Origin of the sequence: Streptomyces sp. NPDC048825, from assembly GCF_043198355.1 — a bacterium.
GTDB lineage: Bacteria > Actinomycetota > Actinomycetes > Streptomycetales > Streptomycetaceae > Streptomyces > Streptomyces xiangluensis.
This window is the reverse complement of record NZ_JBICUR010000009.1, coordinates 160,661-174,469: the sequence shown is the minus strand read 5'-3', so window position 1 is coordinate 174,469 and position 13,809 is coordinate 160,661. Positions and strand designations below refer to the sequence as shown.

General features: G+C 70.1%; 13 protein-coding genes. 2 read left to right on the top strand and 11 right to left on the bottom strand.

Translation table 11 applies throughout. The annotated features are described in order from the left end of the window. Window positions 1-1,494 carry an ABC transporter substrate-binding protein gene (locus ACGFNK_RS22780; protein ID WP_393418535.1) on the bottom strand — a complete coding sequence of 498 codons (1,494 nt, stop codon included), beginning with the start codon at window positions 1,492-1,494 and terminating at the stop codon, window positions 1-3. A 69-nt stretch (window positions 1,495-1,563) separates the two neighbouring features. Then, on the bottom strand, window positions 1,564-2,097 hold the full coding sequence (locus ACGFNK_RS22775; protein ID WP_393418533.1) for a GNAT family N-acetyltransferase: 534 nt from the start codon (window positions 2,095-2,097) through the stop codon (window positions 1,564-1,566). Window positions 2,098-2,311: 214 nt separating this feature from the next. On the opposite strand from ACGFNK_RS22775, the gene ACGFNK_RS22770 reads away from it, so the two are divergent. Next, the gene (locus ACGFNK_RS22770; protein ID WP_393418531.1) at window positions 2,312-2,752 is read left to right on the top strand and encodes an STAS domain-containing protein; all 441 of its coding nucleotides are present in this window, start codon (window positions 2,312-2,314) and stop codon (window positions 2,750-2,752) included. On the opposite strand, the gene ACGFNK_RS22765 is transcribed toward ACGFNK_RS22770, so the two are convergent. The 6 genes from ACGFNK_RS22765 to ACGFNK_RS22740 form a co-directional block, all read right to left on the bottom strand. After that, window positions 2,673-4,640: a DUF2264 domain-containing protein gene (locus tag ACGFNK_RS22765; RefSeq protein WP_393418529.1), complete on the bottom strand. Its 1,968-nt coding sequence runs from the start codon at window positions 4,638-4,640 to the stop codon at window positions 2,673-2,675. The two genes, ACGFNK_RS22770 and ACGFNK_RS22765, sit on opposite strands and share 80 nt — an antisense overlap. Window positions 4,641-4,658: 18 nt before the next feature. Further along, window positions 4,659-5,726, bottom strand: coding sequence for a LacI family DNA-binding transcriptional regulator (locus ACGFNK_RS22760; RefSeq protein ID WP_393418527.1), 1,068 nt, complete (start codon window positions 5,724-5,726; stop codon window positions 4,659-4,661). A gap of 54 nt (window positions 5,727-5,780) precedes the next feature. Further along, window positions 5,781-7,439 (bottom strand): sugar ABC transporter substrate-binding protein, encoded by a 1,659-nt coding sequence (locus ACGFNK_RS22755; protein WP_393418525.1) that lies wholly within the window; start codon window positions 7,437-7,439, stop codon window positions 5,781-5,783. A 53-nt stretch (window positions 7,440-7,492) separates the two neighbouring features. Further along, window positions 7,493-8,380, bottom strand: a complete 888-nt coding sequence (locus tag ACGFNK_RS22750) for a carbohydrate ABC transporter permease (protein WP_393418523.1) — start codon at window positions 8,378-8,380, stop codon at window positions 7,493-7,495. Next, complete coding sequence (locus ACGFNK_RS22745) at window positions 8,377-9,231, bottom strand: ABC transporter permease (protein WP_393418858.1); 855 nt, start codon at window positions 9,229-9,231, stop codon at window positions 8,377-8,379. The genes ACGFNK_RS22750 and ACGFNK_RS22745 overlap by 4 nt, the downstream gene beginning before the upstream one ends. Window positions 9,232-9,649: 418 nt before the next feature. Further along, on the bottom strand, window positions 9,650-10,087 hold the full coding sequence (locus ACGFNK_RS22740) for a protease inhibitor (RefSeq protein ID WP_393418521.1): 438 nt from the start codon (window positions 10,085-10,087) through the stop codon (window positions 9,650-9,652). 334 nt (window positions 10,088-10,421) lie between these two features. On the opposite strand from ACGFNK_RS22740, the gene ACGFNK_RS22735 reads away from it, so the two are divergent. Next, window positions 10,422-11,006 carry a hypothetical protein gene (locus ACGFNK_RS22735; RefSeq protein WP_393418519.1) on the top strand — a complete coding sequence of 195 codons (585 nt, stop codon included), beginning with the start codon at window positions 10,422-10,424 and terminating at the stop codon, window positions 11,004-11,006. Between the two features lie 45 nt (window positions 11,007-11,051). Here ACGFNK_RS22735 and ACGFNK_RS22730 read toward each other — a convergent pair whose 3' ends face one another. The 3 genes from ACGFNK_RS22730 to ACGFNK_RS22720 form a co-directional block, all read right to left on the bottom strand. Then, the gene (locus ACGFNK_RS22730; RefSeq protein WP_393418517.1) at window positions 11,052-12,692 is read right to left on the bottom strand and encodes an RICIN domain-containing protein; all 1,641 of its coding nucleotides are present in this window, start codon (window positions 12,690-12,692) and stop codon (window positions 11,052-11,054) included. 348 nt (window positions 12,693-13,040) lie between these two features. Beyond that, the gene (locus ACGFNK_RS22725) at window positions 13,041-13,421 is read right to left on the bottom strand and encodes a toxin Doc (RefSeq protein WP_344397278.1); all 381 of its coding nucleotides are present in this window, start codon (window positions 13,419-13,421) and stop codon (window positions 13,041-13,043) included. 3 nt (window positions 13,422-13,424) lie between these two features. Next, window positions 13,425-13,670, bottom strand: coding sequence for a hypothetical protein (locus ACGFNK_RS22720; protein WP_344397280.1), 246 nt, complete (start codon window positions 13,668-13,670; stop codon window positions 13,425-13,427). Window positions 13,671-13,809: the final 139 nt, after the last annotated feature.

Below are 13,809 nucleotides of genomic sequence, written 5' to 3'. Positions count from 1 at the left end.
TCAGCGCCGCGTCCCGACGCCGACGAGAGCGCGCTCGTACGGGTCGAGCTGCACACCGCTCACCTCGGCGCCCACTCCGGTGATGATCCGCTGATGGACGAGCGGCACCATCGCGTCGGTGCCGAGGACCGCCGCCTCCGCGGCCATCGACGCGTCCCGCCGCTCGGCGGTGTCGGTGATCGACTCGGCCGTGGCGACGGCCTTGTCGACCGTCTTGTCGCACAGCAGGGCCAGGTTGTAACTGCCGTCGCAGGTGTAGTCGCTGGCGAGGATGGAGACGGGGTCGCCGGTGTCGAGCATGGTGTTGCGCGCGGAGACGACCGCGTCGAACTTCCCTGCCAGGGCGTCGCTTTCGAGCCGGGAGTACTCGCGCACCTCCAACTCGACCTTGAATCCGGCTCGTTCGAGCTGCTGCTTGAGCACCTGGGCGGCCTCGGGCAGTTCGGGCCGGTTGTCGTATGTCGCCACGGTGACCGAAGTCCCGTCCGCGCCCCCTGCGCCGGCCCGGCCGGAGGGCTTCAGCTGCTTTTCGGCCGCCCATGTCAGGGCGGGCCCATAGATTCCGGCGCCGGGATCGGCGTACCCCTCGTACACGCCCTTGGCGAAGGCGGAGGTGTCGATCGCCTCGCGGGCGGCGGCCCGGACCTTCGGGTCCTTGAAGGGGCCGGACTTGGTGTTGAGCAACAGGCTCGTGGTGCGGGTGGTGGCCGTGTCGCGGCGGGTCGCCTTGTCCAGCGAGGCGGCCTGCGAGACCGGGACGGCCTCGGCGATGTCGGTCTCGCCGGTGCGCAGCGCGTTGGTACGGGCCGTGCCGTCGGCGATGAACTTCGCGTCGATCCCGGAGGCCTGCGTCCGGCCGCCCCAGTAGTCGTCGAAACGGTCCAGGGTGGCCGCGGTGGTGCCGGTGACCTTGGTGAGCTCGAAGGGCCCGGTGGCGGTGCCGACCGGACTGACGGCGTCCTTCTTCGCATACGCCTTGGCCGACAGCACGGCCAGGCCGGGGCTCGACAGACGCAGTGGCAGTACGGGATCCGGGTCGGCGGTGGTCACTCGTACCCGTCCGCCGTCCGCGGCCTCGGCGGTCAGCTCGACCCCGGACAGCGCGGCGGTCACGGGCTTGGCACGGGTGGCATGGGTGAGGGAGGTGGCGACGGCCTTCGGGGTGACCTCTGTGCCGTCCTGGAAGGTGGCCTCGCGCAGGGTGAACAGCCAGCTTCGGTCGTTCTCACGGCTCCACGACTCGGCGAGTGCCGGGACGGCCGCGCCGTTGGCGTCGAGGTGGGTCAGCCCCTCGGTGACGCCGAGACGGCTGAGGAGGGTGGCGTCGGCGCCGTACGGGGAGTAGTTCTCGGCGGGCGGGAAGGCGAGCGCGACCCGCAGCCGGGAGCCGTCCGAGGTGTCGGAGGCTGCCCCGCCCCCGGAAGCGAAGCAGCCGGTGAGCAGCGGAGTGAGCAGCAGGCCGGCGAGGAACCGACGGCGAGACGGAGAGCGCATGGTCTCTTTCTTGGTGGGGCTTCGTGGAGCTTCGTCGTGGGATACCGGCGAGTGCGCACGGCGGGTCCGTCAGAGCAGCGGGACCTCGAAGTGCATGACGCTCTTGCCGCCGCCGGGTTCCGCGCGCTCGTCGAGCAGCGCCTTGCCGCGCGACCGCCAGAACGCCTCGGCGCCCGGCACCGACGGGTCCGTGTGCAGATAGACGGCGCGGTAACTGCCGTCCTTCGCCGCGAAGTTCAGCAGCTCGTCCACCAACTGCCGGGCCAGGCCCCGTCGTCGGTGCTCGGGACGTACGTACACACGGCGCAGCTGGGCGGTCTCTCCCGAGGGGTAACGCTCGGCGAGATGACGCGGGTTGGGCGGATGGGCCGGTCCGCGGGAGTCGAGCGCGCCGGTCGCGACGACCGTGCCGTCCCGCTCGTCGACCGCGACGAGCAGGGTGTGCCGGGCGGGTGCGACATAGGCGTGCTCGAGGTCGACGATGTCGCGATGCCACCGCGGTACGTACCCGGTGCCGAAGTCGCGGTAGACGGTGTCGAGCATGACGGACCGCGCGCCGTCCAGGTCGTCGGGGGCGGCCGTTCTTATGCAGTAGTCACGCACCTGCACATCATATGCATTAAGTGCACAGGGTTCCGCTGGGGGCACGATCCGCGGGCGGCCTGTACCCTGACCCTCAAAGTCAATGGTCACGCCCGAGATTCATCAGTTCGAGTGAGATTGGATCTTACGGTCGGCGTGGCGGGGATGGCTCCTGGCCCACCGGGGTAGCTGCCTGGATCAAGTGCGCCCTCCCCTGCACGAGGTGGAGCCGAACATGCCGCCGGAAGCCGATGACCGAGCCGCCGCACTGCCCGAGGGCAGTGCGGCGCACTACTCCGGTCTCCCCGCGGTGAATGCGTACGCCCACAGCCGGGTGAGCGGTCCGTTCACCGTGGTCGTGGTGCGCGGCGAGATCGACATGGCGGCGACCGACGACCTGACCGAGCACTTGGACGCCGCCACCTCCCGTCCCGTGCCGCAGGTCCTGGTGGACCTGCGGTTCGTCGACTTCCTCGACTGCTCGGGCCTGCGGGCGCTGTGCCGGGCCGAGCGCCGCGCGAAGGAGCGCGGCGGCATCCTTCGGCTCGTCTCCGATCAACCCCGCATCCACCGGCTGTTGCGCGTCTCGGGACTCCTCAGCCGCTTCCCGCCGCTTGCGGAACTTCCTCCTGAGTGCCGTCCGGAAAGCGGACCAGGACCCCGCCCTCAGGAGTGACCCGGGTGTCCGCCCGTGCCCTCAACTCCCCTGGATCACAGGGAAATTCGGGGTCAGCGCTGAGGAGGAGGAGGGTGACGAGGAGGTGGGTGCGGCCCGGGTGGGCGGGCAGCCGGAGACAAGGGGTGGCCGAGTACTCGCCATAGGCGTTGGCGCCCCGGGCCTGAGCAACCGCGCCTTCGGCCGCCTCCCAGCCGCGCAGCGCGACGATCGCGCTCGTCAGCCCGTCCCCCGGCCGTCGCGCCAGCGCCCAGCCGTCCCCCGTCGCCTCCTCCGGCGGACCGCTGTCGTCGGCCACGGCCCACCCCCCTTCGCGTACGACCGCTCCGTGCGGCCCTTCGACGCGATGGACCCGTATCTCCCAGGGACCGTGCACCACGCTGGTCGTCTCGATGCGGTGCCCCTCGCCGGTGCCCGGGAGGACGGCGCGGTGCCAGGACGCCGCGTGCCGTCCGCTCGCGCCGAGGGGATGGATCCGGCCCCGCCGGGAGGCCGCCGTGCCGTCGGCCGTGAGGAGCGCGATGTGGTTGTCGGGGCCGAGAGCAAGATCGTCCGGCGGAGTGTCGGGGGCCGCCGCGCTCGCGTACGCGAGCTTCGCGTAGTGCGGGCTGTCGTCGGCCTCGGCCGGAGGCGGGGGAAGGCGGTCGCTGCCGTGGTTGACCAGCCGTACGATGCCGTCCGCCGCCGTCGAGTGCAGCAGCCAGCCGGGGGCGGGCAGCGCCAGCGTCACGTCGGCGGTGTCCACCGGGCCGGGCTCCTCGGGCGCCGTCCACACGGGATGGTCGGCGGGCAGCAGCAGCCCGAGGAACGCCTTGCTCGCCCAGTACGGCGACGCGGGCCCGGAGTACCGCTGGGTGACCGGGAGAAAGGGCCGGTACCAGCCGAGGCTCAACAGCCCCCGCTCGTCGGGCACTTGGTGCTCCGCGAAGTGCTTCAGCGCCCCGGAGGCGAGGCGCCGGGTACGGCCCGGCGGCAGCGGGGTGGCGTCCGCGAGCGCTCCGGCCCACAGCGGGGCGACCGTCGCGAAGCGGTACGTCAGCGAGCGGCCCTGGTGGACGGGCGCGCCGTCGGAGCCGAAGAAGTACTGGTACACGCCGAGGAATTCACGCAGGCGGGAGCGGTGGGCGGTGACCAGGGCCGGGTCCGCGCGCGGTCCCGCCATCCGGGCCCACAGGACCGGATACAGGTGCAGGGCCCAGGCGTTGTAGTAGTCGAACTTGCGGCCGTCCCCGTCGGTGTACCAGCCCCCGCCCCGGTACCAGTCCTCCAGGCGCGCGAGCCCTCCGTCGATGTCGGCCCGGCTGTGCGGGGCGCCCACGGAGGCGAGGAACTCCTCCGTGATGACTTGGAAGAGCCGCCAGTTGGAGTCGTTCGCCCGGGCTCCGACGAAGCCGCCGAGCCAGTCGGCCACGCGCTGGCGTACCGGGTCGTCGAGCTTGTCCCAGATCCAGGGGCGGCTCTCGTGCAGGGCGATCGCGATGGAGGCGGCCTCGACCATCGGCTGCGCCCGGTCGGTGATGGGCGGCCAGCGGTCGGCGCCGTCCGGGTCGGTGCCCGCGGCGAGCCCGGCCACGTACCGCTCGATCAGGGCCTCGGAGACCTGTCCGCCGGAGCCGGCGATGCGGAAGGCGGCGAGCAGGAATGAGCGCGCGTATCCCTCAAGGCCGTCCGACCAGTCTCCGGAGTGGCTGGCCCGGCCGGGCAGCCGGTAGTGCGCCAACTCCCTTGACGCGTAGGGCAGCAGACCGTCCAGAAGGCGGTCGGCGATCGTCTCCCAGTGCGCGCGGGTCCAGCCGGTGACGGGCGAGCCGACGGGGTCGGGGGAGGGCAGCTGTGGAAGGTGGGGAAGGTGCGTCGGGTCGGGAAGCGACACATGCGGCGCGGTCATACGGGGGCGGATCCTCCGTCACTTGGGGGCGCGCCCCGGCGGGGGCGGCGAGACGCTGTCGCGTACGACGATGTGGGTGCCGAGCAGATGGTGGGCGCCCGCGGCGTGCTCGGGGTCGCGCAGGGCGATGCGCACGGCGGCCCGGCCGAGTTCTTCGGCGGGGGTGCGCACGGTGGTGAGCGGTGGGCTGAAGTCCTCGGCGAGCGGGATGTCGTTGTAGCCGACGACGGAGATGTCGTCGGGCACCCGCAGCCCGGCGTCGGCGATGGCCCGCAGGGCGCCGGCGGCGACCATGTCGTCTCCGGCGAACACTGCGGTGAACTCCCCTGTGTCCCCTGCGCTCTTGAGAAGTTCGGTCATCGCACGGTGGCCCGCCGCCCGCCCGAGACCGCAGTCGACGACATGTGCGGCCTCGGGCGGCAGTCCGTGCTCGGCGAGCGCGGCGCGGTATCCGGCGACGCGCGCGTCGAGGGCCGTGTTGCCGGGCAGCCCGCCCAGGAAGGCGATGCGGCGGTGGCCCGCGGAGAGCAGATGGCCGGTGATGGCGCGGGCTCCGGCCTCGTTGTCGAACTCGACGACCAGCGCGGGGATGTCGGGGTCGGGCGCGGGCCGCCCGCACAGCACGAGCCGCGCTCCGGACGAGTCGAGGGCGTGCGCGTAGTGCGCCACCCGCTCCCGGTAGGCGTCGTCCTCGACGACCCCGCCGACCAGGATCACCAGCCGGGCGCCCTCCTCGCGCATGAGCTGCACGAAGTCCATCTCCCGCTGTGGATCCCCCGCGGTGGCGCCGACCAGGCAGAGCCAGCCGCGCTCGGCCGCCTCCGCCTCGACTCCCTCGGCGACCTGCGCGTAGAAGGGGCTGGTGACCTGGCGCAGTACGACGGCGACCATCTTGCGGCCGCCGCCGACCAGGGCGCGGGCGTGCGCGTTGGCGACATAGTCGAGCGCACGTGCCGCGCGCATCACCTTGGTGCGGGTGGCCGACGGGACCGGGTAGTTGCCGCTGAGCACCCGCGAAACCGTGGCCACGGACACACCCGCCCGCTCGGCCACCTCGCGGATCGTGACCCGCCCCTTTGCCGCCATGTCGTTCCCCGTTCCTCTGGTTCACTTCGCCCGTGACCTGTCGGTCCCTGCCGCTCATGTATTGGCGGCATGGTCCTCGGCGAATTCCTCGGCCATTCTGTCGCCACCTCGCTGACGCCATGTCTTGACCGCCGCGTCCCACTCGGACAGCGGCGTGCGTCCGGCGATGATCCCGGTGGCGGTGTCCTTGAGGAGCGTTTCGAGGGTGGTGCCCTGGGAGGTGTGGGTCCGGGACTGGAGTCCGAACGAGGCATTGCGGATGGCGTGCGGGACGGTCTTCACCTGCCAGGCGTGCAGGGCCTTCACCGCGTCGGGCATACCGGGCACGAACAGCACCTGGGGTCCTTCGGCGAGGTACTTCAGCGGCAGGTTGGTGTTGTTCTCGACCTGGCCGAGGTCGTTGGGCTCGGGCGAGCCGTCCTTGGCCCGGGTGAAGTGGGTGCCTTCCAGGCCGTAGTGGACGAGTTCCCACTCCTTGCTGCCGAACGGCGCCGCGAGATAGTCGAGTACGCGCAGCAGCAGCTGGATACGCTCCTTCTTCGCCTTCTTGAGGATGGTGTAGCCGAACGAGCGGCGTGCCCCGACGATGCCCCCCGGCTCCCCGCCCACGCTGTACGGAAGGGCCGGTGCCGGTGTGAACTCCCGGCCCTTCTCAAGGAACTTGGGGAGGTAGCCGCCGAAACCGTCCTGTATGGAGCCGACCGTCCCGTTGTAGTAGAGGTCGATCATCTCGGGCTGTGCGCTCGAGGTCGCGTCGGGGTGGTAAGAGCCCGCCTTGCGCAGCCGGAGCTGGAAGTCGAGCATCTGCTTGTAGCGCTCGTCGGCCGCGGACGGGACGAACGTACCGTCTTTCTTCACCGACCAGCCTCGTGCGTGGACGCCGTGCGCCGCGGAGTGGAAACCGTCGCCGAACACGGACCCTTCCGCCGCGCCCAGGGCGTACTTCTTCCCGCCCGTGCCCTTCTTGGCGACCGCCGCGAAGTCCTGGTCCGTCCAGCCTTCCTTCATCCCGGCGGCCCCGAAGGACTCCTGGTTGAGCCAGAGCGTGGAGCCGGGCAGCGGGCGTTCCAGGGGGATGCCGTAGATGCGCCCACCGATGCGGCCCATGTCGCGCCAGGCGTCGGTGGGGATGTTCGCCAGGTTCGGGTAGTCCGCGACCGCGTCTGAGGAGAGAAACGGTGTGAGGTCCTCGGCGCGACGCTGCACGAACTGGGCCTCGCGCGGCAGCACGAACCCGGAGAAGACGTTGATGATGTCCGGGAGCTCACCCGGGTCGCCGGCCATCACCGTAGCCATCTTCTTCTGGTAGTCGGGCTGCGAGATGATCGTGTACTCGATCTTCACGCCGAGGGCCTTCTCCACGGCCTGCCAGAACCGGTTCTCCCCCCGCCCCTTCGGGGGCACGCCGAAGCTGATGGTCATCACCTTGACCGTGGAGCCGTCCCCGGGGGTGCGGGAGACCGACTTCGCCAGGTCGGACGGGTAGGAGGTGTAGCCGGGCTGGACTCCTTCCGCGGTCGGCGCGAGGTCTGGCTTGGGCCCTGCGAAGGCCTTGTACGTGGGCCAGGGCGCCAGCTTCTTGCCCGCGTTGGAGACACCGTCGTCGCCGGACTCCGTGGAGCAGGCGGTCAGGGTGGCCGGAGCGGCGAGCGCGAGACTGCCCACGGCGGCGGTGCGCATCAGGGCACGGCGGGACAGCGGGGTTCCGGACATGCGTGTTCTCTCCCAGCTCTTGATGACGGCTCTGGACGACTGGCTCTGGACGGCTAGCTCTTGATCGCGCCGGTGAGTACGCCCTTGGTGAAGTACTTCTGCAGGAAGGGGTAGACGAGCAGGATCGGCACGGTGGCGATCACCAGGACCGCCATCTGCACGGTCTGCGGAGCGTTGACGGTGCCCTCGCTCGTGGCGGTGTCGGTGAGGTCCGTACCGGCCACCACATAGGTACGCAGCACCTGTTGGAGCGGCCAGTGGTCGCTCTCCAGGTAGAGGGAGGCGTAGAACCAGGAGTTCCAGTACGCCACCGCGTAGAACAGGCCGACGACCGCGAGTGCCGCCTTCGACAGCGGAAGCACGACCGACCACAGCACGCGCCAGTCCCCCGCCCCGTCGAGGCGTGCTGCCTCGTACAACTCCTCGGGGATGCCCTGGAAGAAGCCGCGCAGGACGACCAGGTTGAAGACGTTCACCAGCACCGGCAGCACCAGTGAGGAGTACGAGTCGAGCAGGCCGAGCTCCTTGACCACCAGGAAGCTGGGGATCATGCCCGGCGGGAAGAGGAAGGTGAACAGCACCAGCAGCAGAACGGGTTTGCCGCCGAAGACGCCGGGGCGGGACAGCGCATAGGCGAGGGTCACCGTGCAGGCGAGGCTGAGCAGGGTGCCGACGACGGTCACTCCCGCGCTCACGCCCAGCGCGTGGGTGACGATGCCGCCGTCGAGGATGTCCTGGTACGCCTTGAGGGTCGGCTCCTGCGGCCACAGCACCCAGCCGCCGCCCTCGACCACCTCGCGCTGCGAGGCCAGCGAGGTCGACACGATGACCAGGAAGGGTACGCAGACCAGCAGGACGACGGCTGTGAGGGCCACCGCCTTGGCGGCCTGGGTGAGCGGCTTCGGCTTCTCCATCCAGCCGGGCCGGACGTGGGCGCTCACTTGTAGACCCCCTGCTCGCCGAGGCGATGGGCGACCTTGTTGGCCGCGTAGACGAGCAGGGCTCCGATGACGCCCTTGAACAGGCCTGCTGCCGCGGCGAATCCGTAGTCGCCGCCGACGATGCCCTGGTAGTAGACGAAGGTGTCGATGATCTCGGCCGCCTCGGGGCCGACCGCGTCGCGCTGCAACAGCATCTGCTCGAAGCCGACGGAGAGGATGTCGCCGAGCCGCATGATGAGCAGCAGGACGATCACCGGGCGGATCGCGGGCAGCGTGACGTGCCAGAAGCGCCGCCAGGGTCCGGCGCCGTCGATGGCGGCGGCCTCGTACTGCTGCTCGTCGACCTGGGAGAGCGCGGCGAGGAAGATGATCGTGCCCCAGCCGGCGTCCTTCCAGATCACCTGGGCGACGGTGAGCGGTTTGAAGGCGTCCGGGTTGCCGATGATGTCGACGGTGCTCAGTCCGGCGTCGCCGAGGTAGCTGTTCACCAGGCCGGTGTCGCCGAGGACTTGCTGGAACAGGGCGACGACGATCACCCATGAGATGAAGTGCGGCAGATACGCCACCGACTGCACGAAACGCCGGACGGTGCTCCAGGTGAGGGTGTGCAGGAGCAGGGCGAGCGCGAGCGGGACGGGGAAGTAGAAGACGATCTGAAGGACCGCGATCCAGAGGGTGTTGAGGACCGCGTCCCAGAACGCGGTGTCCTGGAACATCCGCTGGAAGTTCTCCAGGCTGACCCAGGGACTGCCCCAGATGCCGTCGAACGGCACGTAGTCCTTGAACGCGATGACGTTGCCCACCAGCGCGCCGTAGTGGAACACAAGGAAGTACACGAGCCCGGGCAGCATCAGCAGGAACAAGGTCCGGCTTCTGCGGGCGTGGAACCCTTTTCGCTTCGTACGCGCTTCAGGCGGACGACGGCGAGTGGGGCTCACCGCCTCCTTGCCCGTGCGCTCCCGCAACACCGCGGCCACGGAGCCTCCTCACCTCTGGCTGTCGGGTGCGGAGAAAATTAAAACGTTTCCAACGCAGCGTCAACACTTCTGACACAGCTGGCTGTTGGGACTTGGGGCGCCTTGCGCCCCGACCTGCGTTGATCCCTGAAAACGTTTTAGGCCGTGGATGCTGTGGATGCCGGGGGCCGGCAGGACGGCCCCACTCCGTCCCTGCCGACCCCCGGGTGAGATCGCGTGGCGTCCACGACAGGGCCGCACTCCCCAGCTACGGGCCCCGGTCGAGGTTCGCGGGCGGCACGCGATCCCGGTCTCAGAACGCGAAGACGGCTCTCCCCTGGGAACTGTTCTTCACGCACTCGTTCGCGAAGGTGCGCTCGTAGGAGACGCGGCGGCCCTGCCAGACACCGTCGACCGTGACGACCACGGGTCGGTACTCGCGGGTGCACATACCCTCGCCTCTGCCGGCCAGGGTGTCGAAGTCCCCGCCGGACGCGCGCAGTTGGGCGCAGGCGCGGGCAGCATCCGGGTGCGTGCCCGAGGCGGCGGGCGCACAGGTCAAAGTGACCGCGCGGTCTGGGGCGGCAGTGGTCGCGTTCTCACCTCGGCCCACGGTGAGCACGAGGGCCGAGGGGGCGTAGAGGGTGGACGGGGCGGGCTCGGGGGCGGCGTGGGCGGCTCCGGCGAGGGGGCCGCAGACGGCGGTGGCCGTCAGGGTGAGGGTCGCTGCCCAGCGCGCGGTGTTCGGCATTGTGTGCATCCTTCCGCTCGGGTGGCGTTCCGGATCGTTTGCGTTCCGGAACATTCGAGTGCCGGTTCCTGTATGCCGGACCGGCGAGCGCGAGTCTGCCGAGTCCGCGGCGGAAACACACGTCCACCCCACGCGTTTCAGTAACGTTGCGTGTTGAATCAGTGGCGCGAAGTGACGGAACTTGAGCACGACGAGCCTGCGACTGAGCGGGCGTCACGGTGCGGAAGACGCGCTCTGGCCGGATTCGCACCGCTCAGTAATAGGCCGGAAACATTCCGCTTCCAGCAGAAGCGGAACTCTTGCCTTCACTGAGCGGCAGAGTAAGGCTCATTTCATGATTACAACGGAGCAGCACGAGAAACTGCGCGGCTGGTTCGTCGGTCGGCTGCCCGACGATCTCTTCCAGAGCCTCAGTGAGGTGACGGTCGACCGCGAGGAGATCACCGTCATCGGCCGCATAGCCGAGCCCCGGCTCGCCGAGGGCACCTCGGACGCCGAGAAGGAGGCGGCCGTCGAGTCCCGAATCCAGGAGTTCCGGGAGCGCACCCGCGACGACCGGGTCGCGGTGGCCCGCGAGGCCGAGCACCGCTTCCGCAAGAAGGTCTCGTGGGGCGTGGAGTGCGGGGGCGAGCGCGCCCTGTTCACCCATGTCGCCGCCCCCGTCATGACCCGGCTGCGCCAGCCCCAGCGGCAGGTTCTGGACACCCTGATCGCCGCCGGGGTCGCCCGCAGCCGGAGCGACGCACTCGCCTGGTGCGTACGGCTCGTCGAACGCCACGCGGACGACTGGCTCACGGAACTGAGGGACTCCCTGGAACACGTCCAGCGAGTCCGGGCACAGGGACCGGACGCCGAGAGCACCGAGGACGGCGAAGCCGAGCCGGAGGACACGCCACGCGACGAACAGACCGAGAACTGACCCGAGTCGGCCGGGCGACCTGAGGCGCCCGGCCGGGCGGAGCCCTCAGCCCAAGTCGCTCACCGGTTCCGCCACCGACAAGGACTCCGGGCTCGCCGAGGACGTGCTGCCGTCCGAGCGCCAGCGTTGTTCGTCCGTCCTGTCGCGGATCTTGACGACCACGTCCGAATCCGGGTCCTTGGCGGCGGGGGCGACCGCGAGGTCTTCCTGCCAGCGCGGCAGCAACTCCCCCTGGACCGTGAGGTCGTAGCGGACGTCGTCGCCCCGTTTGGAGCCCGCGGAGGCGCAGCTGCCGAGGACGACCACGCCGGCATCCACGTGGGAGTCCACGCACAGGTCGGGGTTCGCGACGCTGCGCAGCAGTCCGTCCTCCTCGTAGGACCACTCCTGGGTCCCGGCGGAGGAGCACGCCGCCAGCTTGAGCGAGGCACCGGACTGCGCCTTGCCCCCCTTGATGTCCAGGCAGAGGTCCGCGGCGGCATTGCGCAGCCGGGTCTGCACGGGAGGCGTGGGCACTGCGGGCGGCGGGGACGTCGACCCGGCGGGCGGCGCCTGTGGACCGGGAGTGGCGCTCTGTCCGGGGCCGGTAGTGCCGGAGGCGGAGGGGTCACCGCCGTCGTCCTGCGGCCACAGGGTGGTGATCAGTACGGTCGCCAGCAGCGCCCCGGAGAGCACGCCCGCCCCGGTGAGCAGGGCCTTCGAGTTCCCCGGGCCCTGAGCGGCCCTTCGGCCCCCGCTGGGGAACTGGGGCAGCACGCGCCCGCGATGACGGCCGCCGCCCTGCCGTCTGCTGCCGGAACGGCTCGGCCTCGTTCCGGACTGGCCCCGTCCCGGACGGGAGTCGAGATAGCGGCGGGCGCCCCAGCCGAGCACCGATTCGGCGAGCAGAACGCCGAGAGAACCCTCGAAATGGCTGAGCTGCTCGGCCGCGTAACGGCAGAAGCGGCACTCCAGCAGATGCTGCTGGACATCGGGGAGCAAGGTGCCGCCGCGCCGAATCGGGACGTCCAGGAGACGGTTGTAGTAGCGGCAATCCTTGTTCGGCGCGAGTTCGCGGTGGGCACGTACGCAGCCCTGGCGGAATTGCTCCCGTGCCTGGTCCAGAGCGGCCGACGCGGTGTCGGGATCCATACCCAACAGACCAGCAGGTACGGATATGTGCTCTGCCTCGACCTCGGTGTGCCAGAGGATGCACTGGGCCAGTCCCGGGAGAGCCTGGAAAGAACGTTCGGCGAGCTTGCGATTTTCCGGCGTCATCGACTTCGTGGCGCGCATACCACGGCCTCCGGCGGGTTTCCGGAGTTCCGGCAGAACGCCGGATATGCGGTCCGCGGCGGACCAGGCCCGGACCGTGTCCCGCACGGTGACCAGCAGGTGGGGGCGCAGCGCGGCGGCGGACTCGGCGCGTTTGAGGCGGTCGAGGGCCTGCTGAAAGGCGGCCGCGGTGACCATGGAGGCGACGCTCGCCGAGGTGGCCAGGCAGATGACCGCGTAGTCGTACGCCGGCTGCCAGTGCCGCGCCATCAACAGCGCGACGGACTGGGCGAGTTCGCCCTCCGGCTGCGCCCGCAGGAGAGCGGCGAGGCTCTCGTCCGACTCCCCGGGAGCGGCGGCACCCCCGGGAGCGGGAACGGCGAGGCCGGGGCGCGGGGGATATGTGGGACGAGGCGGGTGGGGGGTGTGCACTGAGCGGGGTCCTTCCAAGGCACAAGATGGCACACAGAAGTTCTGGCCGCCGAAAAGGTGCTCCTGTTGGTGCATACCTTTCTGGCTTGGTGCATGGAAAGCGGCCGGCGGGTGGCCCGGTCGAGTCGTCGGCCGACCGCCTTTTGAGCAAAACCGGCAGAACTAAAACTCGAGCATCGAATCAGACCCGGCCATTAGCCATGTACGAGGAAGTTCACCCTTGCACAAATCCCTCACAGCCAACAAGCCACTCGGGCGACTTGCGCAACATCCGACCTCTGAAGGAAAGTCAAGTTCGCTCCGGCCAAGTCGCCCCGCCGTAAGGGCTTTTGAAAATCAAGTGCAACTTCAGATCTGCCAGGAGCGCAGCCGGTCGGCCGCGCCGAACACGTCCGCCTTGCCGGACATCAGGTCGCGCGCGAGGTCGACGAGGGCGCCGTAGGGCGGGTCGATGCCGACGCCGCTGACGAACATGTACGAGACCGCCGTCGCGCAGGCGAAGCGGGCGTTGGCGGACGGCAACGGCTTGAGCATGGCCAGCGTGTGCAGCAGCGCGGCGGCGCGCCAGGCCGGGTCCGAGTCCACGCCGAGCCGCGGCGGGTCCACGCGGTGCCGGGCCACGGCGGCCACGAGTGCGGAGAAGTCGTTCACCGTGGGCTGGTCGGGCAGGACCTCTTCGTGGCGCTGGAGCAGCCACGGCACGTCGATATGAATGACTGGGGCGGCCATGACTCAGGCTGCCCGCCCCTCGCCTGTGCCGGGTGGTTCGTCGTCGGGAAAAGCAGCGGCGAACTCATCGGCGTGCGCCGCGAAGAACCGGCGGAACACGTCCGCACCCTCCTGCAACGCGCGGTGCCGCACGATGTCGGCCGCTGCCGCCTCGCGTACCAGGGCCTTCATCGACGTACCGCGCTCCTTGGCGATCTGCCGCAGATCCTCGAGCTCGCGCTCGCTGAACTCCACGTTGAGAGCTGGCATGCCCCTCACGGTACCGCGCAGGTACTTACTCGTAAATAGTCCCAGGTCAAGTACTACTCAGGGCGGTACCGAGCAGGTGCGGGCGACGACACTCCCCGGCTCGTACGAGCTGAGACGTACGTCACTCACCCCGGCCGGA

Excerpts from the sequence above, each read along its gene's own strand:
- ACGFNK_RS22725 (WP_344397278.1), bottom strand. The coding sequence starts at position 13,421 with ATGGCCGCCCCAGTCATTCATATCGACGTGCCGTGGCTGCTCCAGCGC.
- ACGFNK_RS22735 (WP_393418519.1), top strand. The coding sequence starts at position 10,422 with ATGATTACAACGGAGCAGCACGAGAAACTGCGCGGCTGGTTCGTCGGT.
- ACGFNK_RS22770 (WP_393418531.1), top strand. The coding sequence starts at position 2,312 with ATGCCGCCGGAAGCCGATGACCGAGCCGCCGCACTGCCCGAGGGCAGT.
- ACGFNK_RS22755 (WP_393418525.1), bottom strand. The coding sequence starts at position 7,439 with ATGTCCGGAACCCCGCTGTCCCGCCGTGCCCTGATGCGCACCGCCGCC.
- ACGFNK_RS22780 (WP_393418535.1), bottom strand. The coding sequence starts at position 1,494 with ATGCGCTCTCCGTCTCGCCGTCGGTTCCTCGCCGGCCTGCTGCTCACT.
- ACGFNK_RS22740 (WP_393418521.1), bottom strand. The coding sequence starts at position 10,087 with ATGCCGAACACCGCGCGCTGGGCAGCGACCCTCACCCTGACGGCCACC.
- ACGFNK_RS22745 (WP_393418858.1), bottom strand. The coding sequence starts at position 9,231 with ATGCTGCCCGGGCTCGTGTACTTCCTTGTGTTCCACTACGGCGCGCTG.
- ACGFNK_RS22760 (WP_393418527.1), bottom strand. The coding sequence starts at position 5,726 with ATGGCGGCAAAGGGGCGGGTCACGATCCGCGAGGTGGCCGAGCGGGCG.
- ACGFNK_RS22720 (WP_344397280.1), bottom strand. The coding sequence starts at position 13,670 with ATGCCAGCTCTCAACGTGGAGTTCAGCGAGCGCGAGCTCGAGGATCTG.
- ACGFNK_RS22765 (WP_393418529.1), bottom strand. The coding sequence starts at position 4,640 with ATGACCGCGCCGCATGTGTCGCTTCCCGACCCGACGCACCTTCCCCAC.